We start from the raw sequence: 17,342 nt of genomic DNA, 5'->3' as shown, positions 1-17,342 counted from the left end.
TTTTTATTATGCATCTTGTAATGCGAACGTAATTTCACATGAACAAGCTAATTGGCCATCTACAGTAGCTTTAGCACTACCTTTTCCGATAGGCCCTTTCATTTTAGTGATTTCAACTTCTAATTCAAGTGTATCACCAGGAACAACTTGTTTCTTAAAGCGACATTTATCGATGCCTGCAAATAATGCAATTTTACCTTTGTTTTGTTCATTGTTTAAAAGTGCTACCGTACCTGTCTGAGCTAATGCTTCAGTGATTAATACACCAGGCATAACAGCGTAATCAGGAAAGTGACCTTGGAAGAAAGGTTCGTTACCAGATACTTGTTTAATCGCTACACACTTTTGACCTTCTTCAAAACCTACAACTTTGTCGATTAATAAGAATGGTTGACGGTGTGGGATAATGTTTTTAATTTCATTATAATCGAAAATTGTTTCCATAATAGAGACCTCCGAAATTACTTAAATAGAATTTCTATTAAATAATGCCATGTTTCAAAATTAAATATATCAGAAATACTTTGGTGATTGATAATAAAACCTATTGCAATTCCTACAATAAATAAAAGTACCATAAGAATTACAATAATGAGTAGTTTAAAAGATGCATATGACCATAATAACTTGAACTGTTTCATTATCAATCAACCCTTTAATTAATCGTTTACACGTTTAATATTAGCACCTAAGTCTCTAAGCTTACCATGTAAGTTAACATAGCCACGGTCTAAATGTTTTAATTGCGTCACTTCAGTTACGCCATCAGCAACTAACCCAGCTAAAATAAGTGCTGCCGCCGCTCTTAGATCGGTTGCTTTCACTTTAGCACCTTGTAATTCACTTCGTCCTTCAATTTTAGCACTACGACCTTCTACGGAAATGCGTGCGTTCATACGTTGGAATTCTCCAACATGCATAAATCTGTTCTCAAATACAGTTTCAGTAATAATTTTATGACCTTCTGCAGTTAATAATAATGCCATCATTTGAGATTGCATATCTGTAGGGAAGCCAGGGTGCGGTAACGTCTTAATGTCAACTGGTTGTAATGTATCTTGAGCTCGAACACGGATACCTTCATCTAAGAAGTCTAATTCAACGCCCATTTCTTCTAATTTATAAACTAGGCTTGTCATGTGCTCTCTAATCGCGCCTTGTACGAGTACATCTCCTCGTGTGATCGCTGCAGCAATCATGAGCGTACCAGCTTCAATACGGTCAGGAATGATAGAGTGTGTAACGCCTGTTAATTCTTCAACGCCGTTAATAATAATCGTATTCGTGCCTGCTCCAGATATATTACCGCCCATTTCGTTAATATAATTAGCTAAGTCAACAATTTCTGGCTCACGAGCAGCGTTTTCAAGAACTGTTTTGCCTTTTGCTAAAGAAGCAGCCATAATAATGTTTTGTGTCGCGCCTACACTTGGGAAGTCAAAGTGAATGTCAGTTCCGATTAGACCGTCCTTCGCTTCAGCAAAGATGAAGCCGCCTTCTTGATGAATATCAGCACCTAGCGCTTCAAATCCCTTAATATGTTGTTCAATTGGGCGTGTACCGATTGCACAACCACCTGGTAATGCTACTTTCGCATATCCTAAACGCGCTAATAAAGGACCCATAACTAGGATACTTGCACGCATTTTACTTACATATTCATAAGGTGCTTCTTCATTAAGTTTATGCGTAGCATCTACTTCTACTGATTTATTCTTCACATCATAATATACTGATGCATTTAACGTTTTAAGTACGTTATTGATCGTCGTAACGTCGCTAAGCTCAGGTACATTTAGTAACTTACTTTCACCTTTGCTCGCTAATAATGAGGCAGTTAGAACAGGTAGTACGGCATTCTTAGCGCCCTCTACTTTAACACTACCTTCTAATTTATTTCCGCCTTTAATAACTATTCTATCCATATTTATGCCTCCACTTATTACTTCTCATTCGTTTTTCTATATCTGTTAAAGAAATAAGTATGTTCTAAATTTATGTAAATTTCATTTATTCTTCATTTCAAAAGCCACTTAAAAAAGGTGCTGTATTTGAGATGAATACTTGAGTAAATCCACTATAAAATTACTTACACTAGTACCTAGTAGTATTGCTATAAATATCATACATACTTGAATCTGTGCATTGTAACCTTTTTTAAACCATTGGTCAAGCCTAATCGCATGCAGTGCCCAATACGCTATACATATACAAATGACATGCATTACTAAACTGATTAATGCATATTGCCCTAAATACGCCATATTTTGCACTCCTTAACAGATTTTCTGTTTCTCATTTTACACGATTATAGCGCTAAATGATATATTTTATGCTTCAAAATTAAAAATATTACTGTTTAAATGACATTTCGCCTTATCTTTAATAAACGATTATGAAAATAACTCAAAAAAAGGTTTGGATGAGTTACATCCAAACCTTTTTAATAGTCAATTATTTAAATTTAGCAACTTCAATACGATTATTCGCACGTTCTAAAGCACGTTGAGCACGGTTAATATCCGTATCGGCTTTATCACCGTCTAAATAGAATGTTGCACGTTGTTTAGCTGACTTAGCGCGTTCAACATCAATTTCATCAGCAGTTTCAGCTGTTTGAACAAGGATGTTGACTTTATCGCGTCTAATTTCGGCAAAGCCTTCTGTGACAGCTATAAAGTCCGAATCGTTATCAAAGTTAACTTTAATGTGACCTACCCTAAGCGGTGTCACTGTTGGAATATGTCCATGCATGACACCCATCTCGCCTGCAGTCGTTTGAAGTACTGCAAGTTCAACATTTTCTTTTTGATAAACCGATCCATTAGGAGTTACGATTTCAAGGGTTAATGTATTCATTATCCATGCCTCCTAATTGTTTATACTTCCACACCCATGTCTTTCGCTTTAGCTAATACATCATTAATGCCACCAGCTAAACGGAAAGCATCTTCTGGAATATGGTCATATTTACCTTCTAAGATTTCTTTAAAGTCATTAACAGTATCTTTAACTGGTACATAAGAACCTTTTTGACCAGTGAATTGTTCAGCTACGTGGAAGTTTTGTGATAAGAAGAATTGAATACGTCTTGCACGCTCAACCGTCTTCTTATCTTCTTCAGATAATTCATCCATACCTAAGATAGCGATGATATCTTGTAATTCTCTATACTTTTGTAATGTTGATTGAACACGACGTGCTACGTCATAGTGTTCTTCACCAACAACAGCTGGTTCTAATGCTCTTGAAGTAGATGCTAATGGGTCAACGGCTGGGTAGATACCCATTTCACTTAATTTACGTTCTAAATTAGTTGTTGCATCTAAGTGAGCGAACGCTGTAGCAGGTGCAGGGTCAGTATAGTCATCGGCAGGTACGAATACCGCTTGGATAGATGTTACAGAACCTTTGTTAGTTGAAGTGATACGTTCTTGTAATTGACCCATCTCAGTAGCAAGTGTTGGTTGGTAACCAACGGCTGAAGGCATACGTCCAAGTAACGCTGATACCTCAGAACCTGCTTGCGTAAATCTGAAGATGTTATCGATGAATAAAAGTACGTCTTGACCTTTTTCATCACGGAAATATTCAGCCATTGTTAAGCCTGATAAAGCTACACGCATACGAGCACCAGGTGGCTCGTTCATTTGACCAAATACCATGGCAGTTTTTTCGATAACGCCACTGTCTTTCATTTCAAAGTATAAGTCGTTACCTTCACGAGTACGTTCACCAACACCAGCGAATACTGAAATACCACCATGTTCTTGGGCGATATTGTTGATTAATTCTTGGATTAAAACGGTTTTACCTACACCGGCACCACCGAACAAACCAATTTTACCACCTTTAATGTAAGGTGCTAATAAGTCTACTACCTTAATACCTGTTTCTAAAATTTCAACTTCAGTTGAAAGTTGATCGAATTGAGGTGCTTCTCTGTGAATTGGGTCTCTACGTTCTGAGTCACCAATTTTTTCATCTAAATCAATCGTGTCACCTAAAACGTTAAATACACGACCTAAAGTGTTATCACCAACTGGTACACTGATTGGTTTACCTGTGTCTTTTACTTCTGCACCACGTTTAACACCGTCACTTGAGTCCATTGCAATTGTTCTTACAACATCATCACCAAGTTGAAGTGCAACTTCTAATGTTAAAAGTGACGTTTGTCCGTCTTCCTGAGGAACTTCTAATGTTAAAGCATTATTAATCGCTGGTATTTCTTTATGTCCGAAACGAACATCTACTACAGGACCCATAACTTGAGTTACACGGCCTACTCCCATGTTATTTGCCTCCTTTAAATTATTATTCTAACGCTGCAGAACCACCAACAATTTCAGTAATTTGTTGTGTGATAGCTGCTTGACGTGCTCGGTTATATTCTAATGATAAATCATCAATTAAGTCAGTTGCATTATCCGTTGCATTCTTCATTGCAGTCATTCGTGAGGCATGCTCACTTGCTTTAGCATCTAAGATCGTACCATAGATAAGGCTTTCGATATATTGAGGTAAAATTACCTTTAAGATACTTTCTTTGTCAGGTTCAAATTCATATGAAGACATTTGACCATGACCTTGACTAGAATCTTCCGGAGATAATGGTAATACTTTCTTACTAACCGGTTTATTTTCAAGTACACTTACATAATGACTGTAATAAATAGATAATTCATCTATTTTCTCTTCACTATATAAATCAATAGCTTTTTCAGCTAGTGCTTGAATGGATTTAAATGAAGGTTGATCAGGAATCTCAGTCATTGATGATTCAATCTCAAAACCTCTATTCTTAAGGAACGTTACGCCATTCTCACCTAATACAAGTAGTGTGTATTCTTCTTTACTGTTATGTTTCTTCTCAATATCTTGTACAAGTTTTTTAATAACGTTTGCACTATAAGCACCCGCTAAACCTTTATCACTTGTGATTACGATGTAACCACTTCGCTTAACAGGACGCTCGTTTAACATAGGATGTGAAGAAGTTTGATTAGCACCAGCAATGGCAGTTATAGCATCTTGTAACTTCTCCATGTATGGCGTGAACGTTTTAGTATTACGTTCAGCTTTACGAAGTTTAGAGTTAGATACCATGTTCATTGCACTTGTAATTTGCTTCATTTTCTTGGTTGATTTTATACGTGAATCAATATCTTTAAGTGAAGCCATTATCTCACCACCTTTTTATTAAACTAAGATTTATTCAGTGACTTTGAAACTTTTCTTGAATTCAGTAATTGCTTTGTCGAATTTATCTGCGTCTGGTAATTTACCAGTATCTTTAATTTCTGAAAGTAAGTCGCTAGCGTTAACTTTAGCCCACTCAGTAATTTCTTCTTCAAAACGAGTGATATCTTCAACCGGAATATCATCTAAGTAACCTTTTGTTAAAGCGAAGATGATTAGTACTTGGTATTCAACCGGTACTGGACGGTTTTGAGGTTGTTTTAAGATTTCTACAGTACGTTTACCACGTTCTAATTTGCTTGCTGTAGCTTCATCTAAGTCAGAACCAAATTGTGCGAATGACTCTAACTCTCTGAATGATGCTAAGTCAAGACGTAGTGTACCAGCTACCTTTTTCATCGCTTTGATTTGCGCAGAACCACCTACACGTGATACTGAGAAACCTGCATTGATCGCTGGACGTACACCTGAGAAGAATAAATCAGATTGTAAGAAAATTTGACCGTCAGTGATTGAGATAACGTTTGTTGGAACGTATGCTGAGATGTCCCCTGCTTGTGTTTCGATGATAGGTAGTGCAGTAATCGAACCGCCACCTAATTCATCATTTAACTTCGCAGCTCTTTCTAGTAATCTACTATGTAAGTAGAACACGTCACCTGGGTATGCTTCACGGCCTGGTGGACGACGTAATAATAATGAAAGTTCACGGTAAGCCGCAGCTTGTTTTGTTAAGTCATCATAAATGATTAAAACTTGTTTACCGTTGAACATGAATTCTTCACCCATAGTTACACCTGCATATGGCGCAATGTAAAGTAATGGTGAAGGTTGTGCAGCTGATGCTGATACAACGATTGTGTAATCTAAAGCACCTGCTTGACGTAATTTCTCAACGTTAGCACGAACTGTTGATTCCTTTTGACCAATAGCTACGTAGATACAAATCATATCTTGGTCTTTTTGGTTAAGGATTGTATCAATAGCGATTGTCGTTTTACCTGTTTGACGGTCACCAATGATTAACTCACGTTGACCACGACCGATAGGTACTAACGCATCGATTGCTTTGATACCAGTTTGTAATGGTTCATCAACTGATTTTCTGTCCATTACACCTGTTGCTTTTTTCTCGATAGGTCTTGTTTTAGAAGTTTTAACTGGACCTTGACCGTCGATTGGTTGACCTAATGGGTTAACAACACGTCCGATTAAGTCTTCCCCTACTGGAACTTCCATGATTCTTCCAGTTCTTTTAACTTCATCGCCTTCTTTAATGTCTGTGTAAGGACCTAAGATAACGATACCAACACTAGATTCTTCAAGGTTTTGAGCTAAACCTAGAACACCGTTATGGAACTCTACAAGTTCACCAGCCATAACATCATTTAATCCGTGAACTAATGCAATACCGTCACCAATTTGGATAACTGTTCCTACATCAGTAACAGACATTTCTGACTCATAATTTTCAATTTGTGAGCGCAGTAATGCACTAATTTCTTCAGCTTTGATGGCCATCTATGTCACTCCTCTTTATTCTTAATTGGCTCTATTAATTGATTTTTCTAAATTTGCTAAGTCATTTTGAACTGTACCGTCAAAGACTTTTGTTCCAATCTTAACTCGAACACCACCGATTAATGATGGGTTAACATCGTTGCTTAAGATAAGTTTCTTTAAACCAGTACGAACGAGTAATGCTTTACCGATTTCATCGATTTCGTCATCAGATAAAGGATACACAGATTCAATCACTGCACGTTCTTGCTGATGAGCTGCATTGTATTCTTGTTCGAAAGCTACATAAATATCTGGAATTAATGCCAGATGACGATGATTTGAAACAACCATTAACATATTATGTACATATACATTAACGTCTTTAAAAATTTCATTGATCATCTTTTGTCTATCACTTGCTGTTAATTTTGGTTCTAAATCAATCTTTCTAAAGAAAGAGATATCGTCATGAGTACCTCTGTAAACTTCTCTAAACGCTTCGTACACTTCGTCAATAGCATCGTTCTTTTCTGCTACCTCAAAAAGTGCTTGAGCATATTTCTGAGCAACCTTGGCCATTACTTATCGCCTACCTCTTTAATATACTTCTCAACTAACGCTTTTTGATCTTTTTCTGAAATTTCTTTATGAAGAACTTTAGAAGCTATTAAAACAGATAGCTCAGATACTTGGTTGTTAATATCAGATAATGCACGTTCTTTTTGCATGTTGATTTCACTTTGAGCAGTTTCAATCATGCCGTTAGCTCGAACATTTGCTTCATGAATAATGTCCTCTTGTTGTTTACGAGCTTGTTGTTTCGCGTCTTCTAAGATTCTGTGAACCTCATCTTGTGTCTTTTTAAGTGTTTCTTTGTTTTCTTCTTCTAATTTTTGCGCATTAATTTTTGCTTGTTCAGCATCGTCAATATCTTTATTAATTGAACGCTCACGTTCATCCATTACACTTTTTAATGGTCCCCATGCATACTTTTTAAGAAGTAAAAGTAAGATGATAAATGTTATGAGCGTAACTAAAGCTGTTCCGAATGGTACCCCACCTTGTGCTGCACCAAGAACGAATAAATTGGCATTCACTGTTTATGTACACTCCTTTCATCAAATTGTATCAATCTACATAAAATGAACGGCGAAAGCCCTTTTGAAGACTTCGCCTTTAAAGTCAAACTACTATTACTTCATGAACATTACGATGAATGAGATAACAACACCGATGATTGGAAGTGCCTCAACTAAACCGATACCAATGAACATAATTGACATTAATTGTTGACGTGCTTCTGGTTGACGTGCAACACCTTCTACTGTTCTAGAAACGATTAAACCGTTACCAATACCTGCCCCTAATGCTGATAAACCAATTGCAATTGCTGCTGCGATTAAATTCATGTTTTAAATCCTCCTAAATTATTTATATATTATTAATCAAATTTTTATAATTAATGGTCTTCTGCCACTTTGTGTGCCATATATACCATTGATAACATAATGAAAATATAGGCCTGGATAGAACCTACGAAAATTGAGAAACCTTGCCAAATAATAAGGCCTGGAATACTTACAATTAAACCTAGTCCCATACCTACGAATGCAAGCTTAGCTAATAGGCCTAGTAAAATCTCACCGGCATAAATATTACCGTAAAGACGTAGACCTAATGTTAATGTTGATGCAAATTCTTCAAAGATGTTAATTGGTAATAACATAGCGAAAGGTGAAACAAACCCTTTAGCATAGCCTTTTGCACCTTTAAGTTTAATACCATAATAATGTGTTAAAAGCACCATTAATGTAGCTAATGTAAGTGTTACCGTGGCATCAGCTGTAGGTGATTTCCACCAAAGCGTATGTCCATTAATAATTTGGAAAGGTAACCCAAGCATGTTTGCTACAAAAATAAAGAGGATTAATGTAACAGCTAGGAAATGAAACTGTCCTCCTCTTGACCAAGCAAGGTTACTTTCGATAATGCCGCGAACAAAATCGAATATCCATTCGATAAAGTTTTGCTTACCTGTTGGTCGTTTCTGTAAATTGCGGGTACATAAAATCGCAATAAGGAATACAACTGCTGCTGTAATGATAACCATCATGATGGATGATAGGTTAAATGTGATGTTAATTCCAAACACATCCCAACTAACAATTGGATCTTCGTGCTGCATGTCTTCACCTCTTTTCAAATATTCAATTCTTATTCATGTTGTTAAATACTGGTCGCATAACGATTAAAATGTAAGCGATTAAAATGCCAAATAAAATACCTATGATACTTACAAATTGTTCTGTACCAATAACCCATACTAAACACGCTAAAATCACGACTAAATAGCGCCAAACACTACCTGTTGAAACCCTACTTGTGTCGTTTTTCGTTGCTCGACTAAGATAAATCTCAAATATATATGTATTAATCAAAGAAGCAATTGTTCCAACAATGAGGCCTAAAACAAGATTGTGAAGCGTGAAAATATAGATTATTGTAAGCGTTACCACTAAACAAATATAAAAAAATATATATCGTTTAAATACCGAATCGAAGGATTTCATAAGCGCCTCTTTTCTCATGTTAGACAAATTTATGAAAGCCGTTCCATTCATACAATTTTCATAATAATATAGGGTATAAATTGTGTCAATTCAATCAAGAAAACGGTTAACGAATCGCAATCTTTCGTTCACAAAATTGACACAATTATACCTTCGAGCTATTCTGCCTTGAATGGTGCTGGCTTTTCAGAAATTAGATTGTAATAAAACTTAATATTTTCACAAATTCGTTCTGATGCTTTTCCGTCACCATATGGATTTTGTGCAATACTCATACGTTTATATAACTCTTGATCGTTTAAGAGTTCTTTCGTAAGTCGATACACATCCTCTTCATCGGTACCAGCAAGCTTCAATGTCCCAGCTTCTACACCTTCAGGGCGCTCTGTAGTATCACGAAGTACTAAAACAGGCTTACCTAAAGAAGGCGCTTCTTCTTGAACACCACCAGAATCTGTAAGAATAAGGTGTGCTTGATGTGCGAAGTTATGGAAGTCAATAACTTCTAGCGGTTCGATAAGTTCGATACGATCGTGATCATCTAAATGACGTTTCGCAATCTCACGTACTTTAGGATTTTTATGCATAGGATAAACGACTACAGTATCCTCTTCTTCTTCAACGATGCGTCTAACCGCTTTAAAAATATTTTCCATAGGTTCACCAAGGTTTTCACGACGATGCGCTGTTAACAAGATGATACGTTTATCTTCATGTTTATCGATGATTTCTGACTTGTATGAGTCTCTAACAGTTGTATTCATCGCATCAATTGCTGTGTTACCTGTAATCACTACAGATTCCTGAGGTTTGTTTTCATTTAGTAAGTTTTGTTCTGATTTATCTGTAGGTGCGAAATGTAAATCCGCCATAATACCTGTCATTTGACGGTTCATTTCTTCTGGGAATGGTGAATATTTATTCCATGTTCTTAAACCAGCTTCAACGTGACCGATACTTACTTCGTTATAAAAAGCAGCTAAGCCGCCAGCAAAAGTAGTTGTCGTATCACCATGAACAAGAATCATGTCTGGTTTAGCTTCTTGAATGACTTCTTCTAAACCATTCAATACTTTTGATGTAACTTGAGATAACGTTTGACCTGGTTGCATAACATCTAAGTCATAATCAGGTGTGATATCAAAAGTTTCAAGTACTGAATCTAACATTTCACGATGCTGTGCTGTCACAACAACGATAGGCTCTAATTGTTCATCTTTTTTTAGTTGTAAAACAAGTGGTGCCATTTTGATCGCTTCAGGTCTTGTCCCAAAGATAGTCATTATTTTCTTCATAACATAGGCTCCTTAATTAACTTTATTTTGTTCCAAATAAACGATCTCCTGCATCACCTAAACCAGGTGTGATATAAGCATGATCGTCTAATTTTTCATCAAGTGCCGCAATGTAAATATCCACATCTTCATGTGCTTGTTTCATTTTTTCAACGCCTTCTGGAGCAGCAATCAGACACATGAATCGAATGTGTTTAGCACCTCGTTTTTTAAGCGAATTAATTGCTTCGATTGCTGAGGCACCTGTTGCAAGCATAGGGTCTACTACAATGATTTCACGTTCTTCGATGTCTTGTGGTAATTTCACAAAGTATTCGACAGCTTGTAAAGTTTTAGGATCTCTATATAAACCTACATGTCCAATACGCGCTGCTGGCACAAGGTTTAAGATACCTTGAGTCATACCAAGCCCAGCTCTTAGAATTGGTACGAAAGCAAGCTTTTTACCTGATAAACGTTTAGCTGTCATTTTAGTTACAGGTGTTTCAATTTCAACATCTTGTAATTCTAAATCACGTGTAACTTCATAGGCCATGAGCATGCCTACTTCATCAACAAGCTCTCTGAACTCTTTCGTACCTGTACTTACATCTCTAATGTAACTTAATTTGTGTTGAATTAATGGATGGTCAAATACATGAACTTTTCCCATAATGATGCCTCCGGATTATTTTGTGTATAGAGGGAATTTTTGCGTAAGTTTTCTTACACGTTCTTCGCCTTCTTTAAGTTTTGCTTCATCTTCATGATTTTTTAATACAAGGCTCATGATTTTAGCAACTTCTCTGAATGCTTCCTCATCAAATCCTCTAGTTGTAGCAGCTGGTGTACCTAGACGGATACCGCTTGTAACGAATGGTTTTTCTTGGTCGAAAGGAATGGCATTCTTGTTACAAGTAATACCGATTTCATCTAAAGTCTCTTCAGCAACTTTACCAGTTAAACCTACAGAGCCTTTAACATCAACTGCAACTAAGTGGTTATCTGTGCCGCCAGATACGATTCGGAAACCTTCCTCAGCTAGCGTTTCAGCTAATGCCTTAGCATTTTTGATAACTTGTTCTTGGTAATCTTTAAATTCAGGTTTTAAAGCTTCACCAAATGCGATTGCTTTAGCAGCAATTACATGCTCTAAAGGTCCACCTTGGATACCTGGGAAGATTGTTTTATCAATTTGCTTTTTATATTCTTCTTTACATAAAATCATACCGCCACGAGGACCGCGTAAAGTTTTATGTGTAGTAGTTGTAACGAAGTCTGCATATTCTACTGGATTTTGGTGTAAACCTGCAGCAATTAAACCAGCGATGTGTGCCATGTCTACCATGAATTTAGCGCCAACTTCATCCGCGATTTCTTTAAATTTCTTGAAGTCAATTTCACGTGGGTAAGCTGAAGCACCTGCTACAATTAGTTTAGGTTGTTCTTCTTTAGCTACACGTAACACTTCATCGTAGTCGATTCTTTCACCTTCTTTATCAACACCGTACTCTACGAAGTTGAACATTTTACCACTGAAGTTCACTTTAGCGCCGTGTGTTAAGTGACCACCATGGCTTAGGTTCATACCTAATACCGTGTCACCTTGTTCTAGAGCAGTTAAATATACAGCCATGTTCGCTTGAGAACCTGAATGTGGTTGTACGTTAGCATGTTCTGCACCGAATAATTCTTTAGCACGGTCAATCGCTAATTGTTCTGTAACGTCAACAAATTCACAACCACCATAGTAACGACGTTTAGGATAACCTTCTGCGTACTTGTTTGTCATTACTGAACCTTGTGCTTCCATTACTGCTTCTGATACAAAGTTTTCTGATGCGATTAATTCAATGTTATTGTTTTGGCGATTAAACTCGTCTTGAATAGCGTCGTATACTGCCTTATCTTGTTTTTCAATAAATGACATATATAAACTCCTCACTTAAATTTATTGGTATTGCGCACGTTCTCCACCTATTTTCTTAGGACGTGATGATGCTATGGATACAATTGCGTCTCCGATGTACTTAACCGACGTACGTACGGGAATCGCAACATGATGAATGTGCATACCGATTAAAGTTTGCCCTATATCAATACCCTTTGGCACTTTAATGTACTCAACAACCACAGGTTCGTCCATGTGCTGATAGGCATATGTAGATAAACTACCGCCAGCATGACGCGCTGGAACAACATCTACAATCTCCATTGTATAAGGGTCATAATCACGTCGTTCAATTGTCACTGCGCGGTTTATATGTTCGCAGCCTTGAAAGGCAAAGTGAACACCTGTATCTCTTTCAACAGCTTTGAACGTATTAAATAACGTCTCTGCCACTTCCATAGAACTATTCGTACCTATCTTAGATCCTGTAATCTCTGATGTAGAACATCCAATAATGCACATTTCACCCTCTTTGAAAAAGCCCTGTGCGTTCAGTTCCTCAATTAATTGATCTAAAGCTTCCATACATCCACCTCCATCATCCGCGTATCCTAATGATAAGTTTTAGAATATGCTTTATAGCTACATTATAACTTATTTTAAGTTCAACTTATACTAATTCATGAAGTTTTAAGGATTTCAAGCCTTGTCGTTAGCTAGTTTAGTTTTCATTTTCATGATGTAGGATTCAAGTTGCTTGAATGTGCGTTCGTATGTTTCAAATGAACCACCGTACGGATCTTGCACTTCGTATGGCTCTTCTATGAATACATTAAGGACATGTATATTGCTATGAGGACCATAGAGATGTTCAAGTTGTTCTTTATGCGCATGTGTCATGACTAAAATTAAATCTGCCTCTAAATCTACCTTTTTAAAGGAAGCGGACTTCGTTGGATCAGGATATGAATTCGCCTCTAACAACTCATAAACAGATTCACTCGTTGATGCCCCTTCCATCGCCATCACGCCACGTGAAACAACTTCTACAGACGCTGGTAATACTTTCTTACTAATACTTTCAGCCATCGGACTACGGCATGTATTACCTGTACAAACAAATACGATTTTCACATTACTCCCCCCTTATAATGTTATAATTTGCTGCTTTTTCCATGCGGTTCATGATTGCCTCATTATCTTCATTTCCGTCAAATCCATAGATAAACGCTTGTTCAATGGATGGTAATGCGTCAAGTTGATGTAAGGATGCATAGAGATTTCGATTAGCACCTGTAATATCAGTTTCATCCTTACATAGTGGAATGAAAATCGCATCTTGAGGTAGCGTATCTCGTAAGCGCTCTGGATAAATGAACGCAACCTTCTGCCAATCATTCATTTCAAAAGGTAGCTTTGAACCCGCATTAAGCAATATCGTTAACGGTACATCAGGCGCGTAATGCTTATATTTCATGCCTGGCGCAATGGGCTTTTCAAGGGAGAGCGGTTCATTAATATCGACACATCCTGACACAATTGAATTAAGCATGTGCTTGGTGATGACTCCAGGTCGTGCGATCTTAAATGGGAATGTGCGACAATCAACGACTGTACTTTCGAGTCCAGCTTCACTTTGTATGGAACGGATGATGCCATCTACGCGACCGTCCATGTCGTGATAAACGTGTTCAAATGTGGTTGGTGACGGTCTGCCACTAATATTAGCGCTTGGTGCTGCAATTGGTAAATCTACGGCTTTCAATATTTGACGACATACGTCATCACTCGGCATACGAACGGCGATTGAATCGAGCCCTCTTGAGACACCTTCGCTTAAAACGCCTTGCTTTAATGGCACAATAAATGAAATAGGACCCGGCCATAGGTGTTTCATTAAAGTTCGAGCCTCAGGATGGATGCTTGTCGTAAATGCATCTAATTGGCTCAAGTCGTGAATATGAACGATGAGTGGGTTGTCTTGAGGACGCCCTTTCGCTTTAAATACGTTTGTAATCGCTTCGTCATCGTAAGCATTTGCGCCGAGTCCATAAACTGTTTCTGTCGGGATACATACGAGACCTCCGTTATTAAAGCATTGAATGATTTCTTCTAATTGTGGATAGTCCTGGACATTGGATTGATAGTCGCTTAAATCCCAAATACGTGTCTCCATGAATTATCCCTCCTTTATGTTTTATCTTATCGTATAAGAAAAAGTTATGTATAGCATAAAACTACACATAACTTTTAATTACCATTTAAATTTAATGATGCGATCATTTTGATTCATATCTTTTAGCACTTGAACGTGAGTAGACGGATACATGTTCTGAATCATAGCTTTCAGACGTTCGCCTTGTAGATAGCCGATTTCGAATACGACAACGGCACCTTTTTTCAACACTTGTGGTAAATCCTGAAGTATACGTTCATAGATGAGTAAGCCATCATTTGCTGCGAATAATGCGCTTTCTGGTTCATATTCAAGTACCGATGACGACATGACTTCGACTTCGTCTCGTGAAATGTATGGCGGATTTGAAATTAGACCGTCCAATTTCACGCCTTGGTTAATCAGTGGTTTTAAGACGTCTCCTTGATAGAACGTGATATCCGCTTCGAGTCGTTTAGCGTTGTCTTCAGCTACTTTGAGCGCTCGTTCACAAATATCCGTTGCGATAACATTCAAGTCAGGCTTTAACCGTTTAAGCGTAATCGCGATAGCACCACTGCCTGTTCCGGTGTCTGCGACGGTATCCCCGTCACGCACTGATTCAAGGAAACTTAACGTAACCTCTTCAGTTTCAGGTCGTGGTATTAAGCAGTCTTTCGACACGACAAAGCGTTCACCATAGAATTCTTGAAATCCCACGATATACTGTACTGGCTCGCCTTTTACCAATCGAGCAAAAGCCACTTCAAACCGATGTGCGTCTTCAGCAGGTACGTCTTCACTTTGATGCATTAAGTAATCGATGGATTTCCAGTTCATTAAATCAAGTAGTAATGTTTCGACACTGTGCGTATCGACCTGATGTTCTATAGCGATTGCTTGGTGCTTTTCCAAAAGAGACTTAAAGTTGACCATCATTCAATTCTTTCAATTTCTCAGTTTGCTCATGCATTGTCAGTGCATCAATAATTTCGTCTAACTTACCTTCCATAATTTGATCTAACTTCTGAATCGTTAAACCAATGCGGTGGTCCGTTACACGTGATTGTGGATAGTTATACGTACGAATACGTTCTGAACGGTCACCTGTACCAACAGCTGACTTACGTTCTGATGCGTATTTAGCTTCTTCTTCTTTAACTTTCATATCATGAACACGCGCTTTTAATACTTTCATCGCTTTTTCTCTGTTCTTAATTTGAGACTTCTCGTCTTGTGACGTTACAACCGTTCCAGTTGGTAAGTGCGTAATACGTACAGCTGAATCTGTTGTATTTACGTGCTGACCACCTGCACCACTTGAACGGTACGTATCGATTTTAATATCTTCGTTACGAATTTCGACTTCAACATCTTCTGCTTCAGGTAATACGGCAACTGTTGAAGTAGATGTATGAATACGACCACCTGACTCTGTCTCAGGTACACGTTGCACGCGGTGTGCACCATTTTCATACTTAAGTTTTGAGTAAGCACCTTGACCTTGGATCATAAAGCTGATTTCTTTATAACCACCGTGGTCACTTGCGTTCATTTCAACGACGTCTGTTTTATAACCGATAGACTCACTATAACGTGTATACATACGGAATAAGTCCCCTGCGAAAATTGCAGCCTCGTCACCGCCTGCTGCCGCACGGATTTCCATGATAACGTTTTTATCATCGTTAGGGTCTTTCGGAATAAGTAAGAATTTAAGCTCTTCTTCAAGTTGAGGTACTTGAGGTTTAAGATCGCTTAGCTCTTCTTTAAGCATATCAACTTCATCTTTGTCTTTAGTCTCACCTAACATGATTTCGATCTCAGAAATATCTTCTTTAACTTGTTTGTAGTGACGATAGACCTCTACCGTTTTTTGTAAGTCAGCTTGTTCTTTAGAATACGCTCTTAACTTATCTGAATCATTAACAACGTCAGGGTCACTTAATAACTCATTCAATTGTTCATATCTTTCTTCTACTATATCTAATTGATCAAACATTAATTTTCCTCCTTACAAGATTCCTCTTTAATCACGACATGATGTGCGCGACATCTCGGTTCATAACTCTCATTAGCACCAACTAAAATGATTGGTTCATCATATCTCGCGGGTTTACCGTCGATGAGTCGTTGTGTACGACTTGAAGAAGCACCACATACAGAACAAACAGCTTGTAGCTTTGTTACGTGTTCGCTCACTGCCATCATTTTAGGAACTGGGTCAAATGGCTCACCTCTAAAGTCCATATCTAACCCTGCTACAATAACGCGATGACCGCGCTCAGCTAGTTTCTCTGCAATGTGTACAATTTCCTCTTCGAAAAATTGAATTTCATCTATCCCTATAATATCAACACTTTCTAAATCTTGTAACAATATATCTCTCGCAGATGAAATATTGATTGCTTCGATTGCATTGCCATTATGGGAAACAACTTTCTCGTCGTGATATCTATTATCGATAGCTGGTTTAAATACGACGACCTTTTGTTTAGCGTATACACCGCGTCTTAAGCGTCGAATTAATTCTTCAGACTTTCCGCTAAACATACTACCAGTAATACATTCTATCCAACCAGAATGGTATGCCTCATACATGATTGTTTCCACCTTTACCAAAAACATAATCGCTTTATTATAACATAATATATTCAATTCTAAATTTTAATCTAATGCCCTTATGTAAAAAAATAAGCCGAATCAAAAATGTTAAGACATTCTTGTTCGGCTTAATTGCACCATAT

General features: G+C 37.6%; 22 protein-coding genes. All 22 read right to left on the bottom strand.

The window, feature by feature from the left end; translation table 11 throughout:
* Nucleotides 1-6: 6 nt before the first annotated feature.
* The 22 genes from fabZ to A33S_RS0111215 all read right to left on the bottom strand — a co-directional run bounded on the left by fabZ (nucleotide 7) and on the right by A33S_RS0111215 (nucleotide 17,196).
* Nucleotides 7-444 carry a 3-hydroxyacyl-ACP dehydratase FabZ gene (fabZ, locus tag A33S_RS0111320; protein WP_017176878.1) on the bottom strand — a complete coding sequence of 146 codons (438 nt, stop codon included), beginning with the start codon at nucleotides 442-444 and terminating at the stop codon, nucleotides 7-9.
* A gap of 17 nt (nucleotides 445-461) precedes the next feature.
* A complete protein-coding gene (locus A33S_RS0111315; protein ID WP_009383919.1) occupies nucleotides 462-641 on the bottom strand; it encodes a DNA-directed RNA polymerase subunit beta in 180 nt (59 codons plus the stop codon).
* An 18-nt stretch (nucleotides 642-659) separates the two neighbouring features.
* Entirely contained in the window at nucleotides 660-1,925 is a 1,266-nt protein-coding gene (murA, locus tag A33S_RS0111310) for a UDP-N-acetylglucosamine 1-carboxyvinyltransferase (RefSeq protein WP_009383920.1), read from the bottom strand.
* A 108-nt stretch (nucleotides 1,926-2,033) separates the two neighbouring features.
* Entirely contained in the window at nucleotides 2,034-2,264 is a 231-nt protein-coding gene (locus A33S_RS0111305) for a DUF1146 family protein (RefSeq protein ID WP_009383921.1), read from the bottom strand.
* Between the two features lie 190 nt (nucleotides 2,265-2,454).
* Nucleotides 2,455-2,859 carry a F0F1 ATP synthase subunit epsilon gene (locus A33S_RS0111300; RefSeq protein WP_009383922.1) on the bottom strand — a complete coding sequence of 135 codons (405 nt, stop codon included), beginning with the start codon at nucleotides 2,857-2,859 and terminating at the stop codon, nucleotides 2,455-2,457.
* 20 nt (nucleotides 2,860-2,879) lie between these two features.
* Complete coding sequence (gene atpD, locus A33S_RS0111295) at nucleotides 2,880-4,295, bottom strand: F0F1 ATP synthase subunit beta (protein WP_009383923.1); 1,416 nt, start codon at nucleotides 4,293-4,295, stop codon at nucleotides 2,880-2,882.
* Between the two features lie 22 nt (nucleotides 4,296-4,317).
* On the bottom strand, nucleotides 4,318-5,184 hold the full coding sequence (gene atpG, locus A33S_RS0111290; RefSeq protein WP_009383924.1) for an ATP synthase F1 subunit gamma: 867 nt from the start codon (nucleotides 5,182-5,184) through the stop codon (nucleotides 4,318-4,320).
* Nucleotides 5,185-5,214: 30 nt separating this feature from the next.
* Nucleotides 5,215-6,723 carry a F0F1 ATP synthase subunit alpha gene (gene atpA / locus A33S_RS0111285; protein WP_009383925.1) on the bottom strand — a complete coding sequence of 503 codons (1,509 nt, stop codon included), beginning with the start codon at nucleotides 6,721-6,723 and terminating at the stop codon, nucleotides 5,215-5,217.
* Nucleotides 6,724-6,744: 21 nt separating this feature from the next.
* Nucleotides 6,745-7,284 carry a F0F1 ATP synthase subunit delta gene (locus A33S_RS0111280; RefSeq protein WP_009383926.1) on the bottom strand — a complete coding sequence of 180 codons (540 nt, stop codon included), beginning with the start codon at nucleotides 7,282-7,284 and terminating at the stop codon, nucleotides 6,745-6,747.
* A complete protein-coding gene (locus A33S_RS0111275) occupies nucleotides 7,284-7,802 on the bottom strand; it encodes a F0F1 ATP synthase subunit B (protein WP_009383927.1) in 519 nt (172 codons plus the stop codon). Before A33S_RS0111275 ends, A33S_RS0111280 begins: the two co-directional genes overlap by 1 nt.
* A gap of 96 nt (nucleotides 7,803-7,898) precedes the next feature.
* On the bottom strand, nucleotides 7,899-8,114 hold the full coding sequence (atpE, locus tag A33S_RS0111270) for a F0F1 ATP synthase subunit C (RefSeq protein WP_009383928.1): 216 nt from the start codon (nucleotides 8,112-8,114) through the stop codon (nucleotides 7,899-7,901).
* Between the two features lie 50 nt (nucleotides 8,115-8,164).
* Entirely contained in the window at nucleotides 8,165-8,890 is a 726-nt protein-coding gene (gene atpB, locus A33S_RS0111265; RefSeq protein WP_009383929.1) for a F0F1 ATP synthase subunit A, read from the bottom strand.
* 22 nt (nucleotides 8,891-8,912) lie between these two features.
* Entirely contained in the window at nucleotides 8,913-9,275 is a 363-nt protein-coding gene (locus tag A33S_RS12690; RefSeq protein WP_009383930.1) for an ATP synthase subunit I, read from the bottom strand.
* 158 nt (nucleotides 9,276-9,433) lie between these two features.
* On the bottom strand, nucleotides 9,434-10,570 hold the full coding sequence (gene wecB / locus A33S_RS0111255; protein ID WP_009383931.1) for a non-hydrolyzing UDP-N-acetylglucosamine 2-epimerase: 1,137 nt from the start codon (nucleotides 10,568-10,570) through the stop codon (nucleotides 9,434-9,436).
* Nucleotides 10,571-10,592: 22 nt separating this feature from the next.
* Complete coding sequence (upp, locus tag A33S_RS0111250) at nucleotides 10,593-11,222, bottom strand: uracil phosphoribosyltransferase (RefSeq protein WP_009383932.1); 630 nt, start codon at nucleotides 11,220-11,222, stop codon at nucleotides 10,593-10,595.
* Nucleotides 11,223-11,237: 15 nt separating this feature from the next.
* Complete coding sequence (gene glyA / locus A33S_RS0111245; protein ID WP_009383933.1) at nucleotides 11,238-12,479, bottom strand: serine hydroxymethyltransferase; 1,242 nt, start codon at nucleotides 12,477-12,479, stop codon at nucleotides 11,238-11,240.
* Between the two features lie 21 nt (nucleotides 12,480-12,500).
* Nucleotides 12,501-13,025 carry a TIGR01440 family protein gene (locus A33S_RS0111240; protein WP_009383934.1) on the bottom strand — a complete coding sequence of 175 codons (525 nt, stop codon included), beginning with the start codon at nucleotides 13,023-13,025 and terminating at the stop codon, nucleotides 12,501-12,503.
* A 114-nt stretch (nucleotides 13,026-13,139) separates the two neighbouring features.
* Nucleotides 13,140-13,574 (bottom strand): arsenate reductase/protein-tyrosine-phosphatase family protein, encoded by a 435-nt coding sequence (locus tag A33S_RS0111235; RefSeq protein WP_009383935.1) that lies wholly within the window; start codon nucleotides 13,572-13,574, stop codon nucleotides 13,140-13,142.
* 1 nt (nucleotide 13,575) lies between these two features.
* A complete protein-coding gene (locus tag A33S_RS0111230) occupies nucleotides 13,576-14,616 on the bottom strand; it encodes an L-threonylcarbamoyladenylate synthase (protein ID WP_009383936.1) in 1,041 nt (346 codons plus the stop codon).
* Between the two features lie 78 nt (nucleotides 14,617-14,694).
* On the bottom strand, nucleotides 14,695-15,531 hold the full coding sequence (gene prmC, locus A33S_RS0111225; protein ID WP_009383937.1) for a peptide chain release factor N(5)-glutamine methyltransferase: 837 nt from the start codon (nucleotides 15,529-15,531) through the stop codon (nucleotides 14,695-14,697).
* On the bottom strand, nucleotides 15,518-16,597 hold the full coding sequence (prfA, locus tag A33S_RS0111220) for a peptide chain release factor 1 (protein WP_017176877.1): 1,080 nt from the start codon (nucleotides 16,595-16,597) through the stop codon (nucleotides 15,518-15,520). Before prfA ends, prmC begins: the two co-directional genes overlap by 14 nt.
* Nucleotides 16,597-17,196, bottom strand: coding sequence for a thymidine kinase (locus tag A33S_RS0111215; RefSeq protein ID WP_009383939.1), 600 nt, complete (start codon nucleotides 17,194-17,196; stop codon nucleotides 16,597-16,599). The genes prfA and A33S_RS0111215 overlap by 1 nt, the downstream gene beginning before the upstream one ends.
* Nucleotides 17,197-17,342: the final 146 nt, after the last annotated feature.

The sequence above is a fragment of the Staphylococcus massiliensis CCUG 55927 genome (assembly GCF_000298075.1).
GTDB classification, from domain to species: Bacteria; Bacillota; Bacilli; order Staphylococcales; family Staphylococcaceae; genus Staphylococcus; species Staphylococcus massiliensis.
Note: the sequence above shows the minus strand (reverse complement) of the source record. Positions and strands in the feature narration are given on the sequence as shown.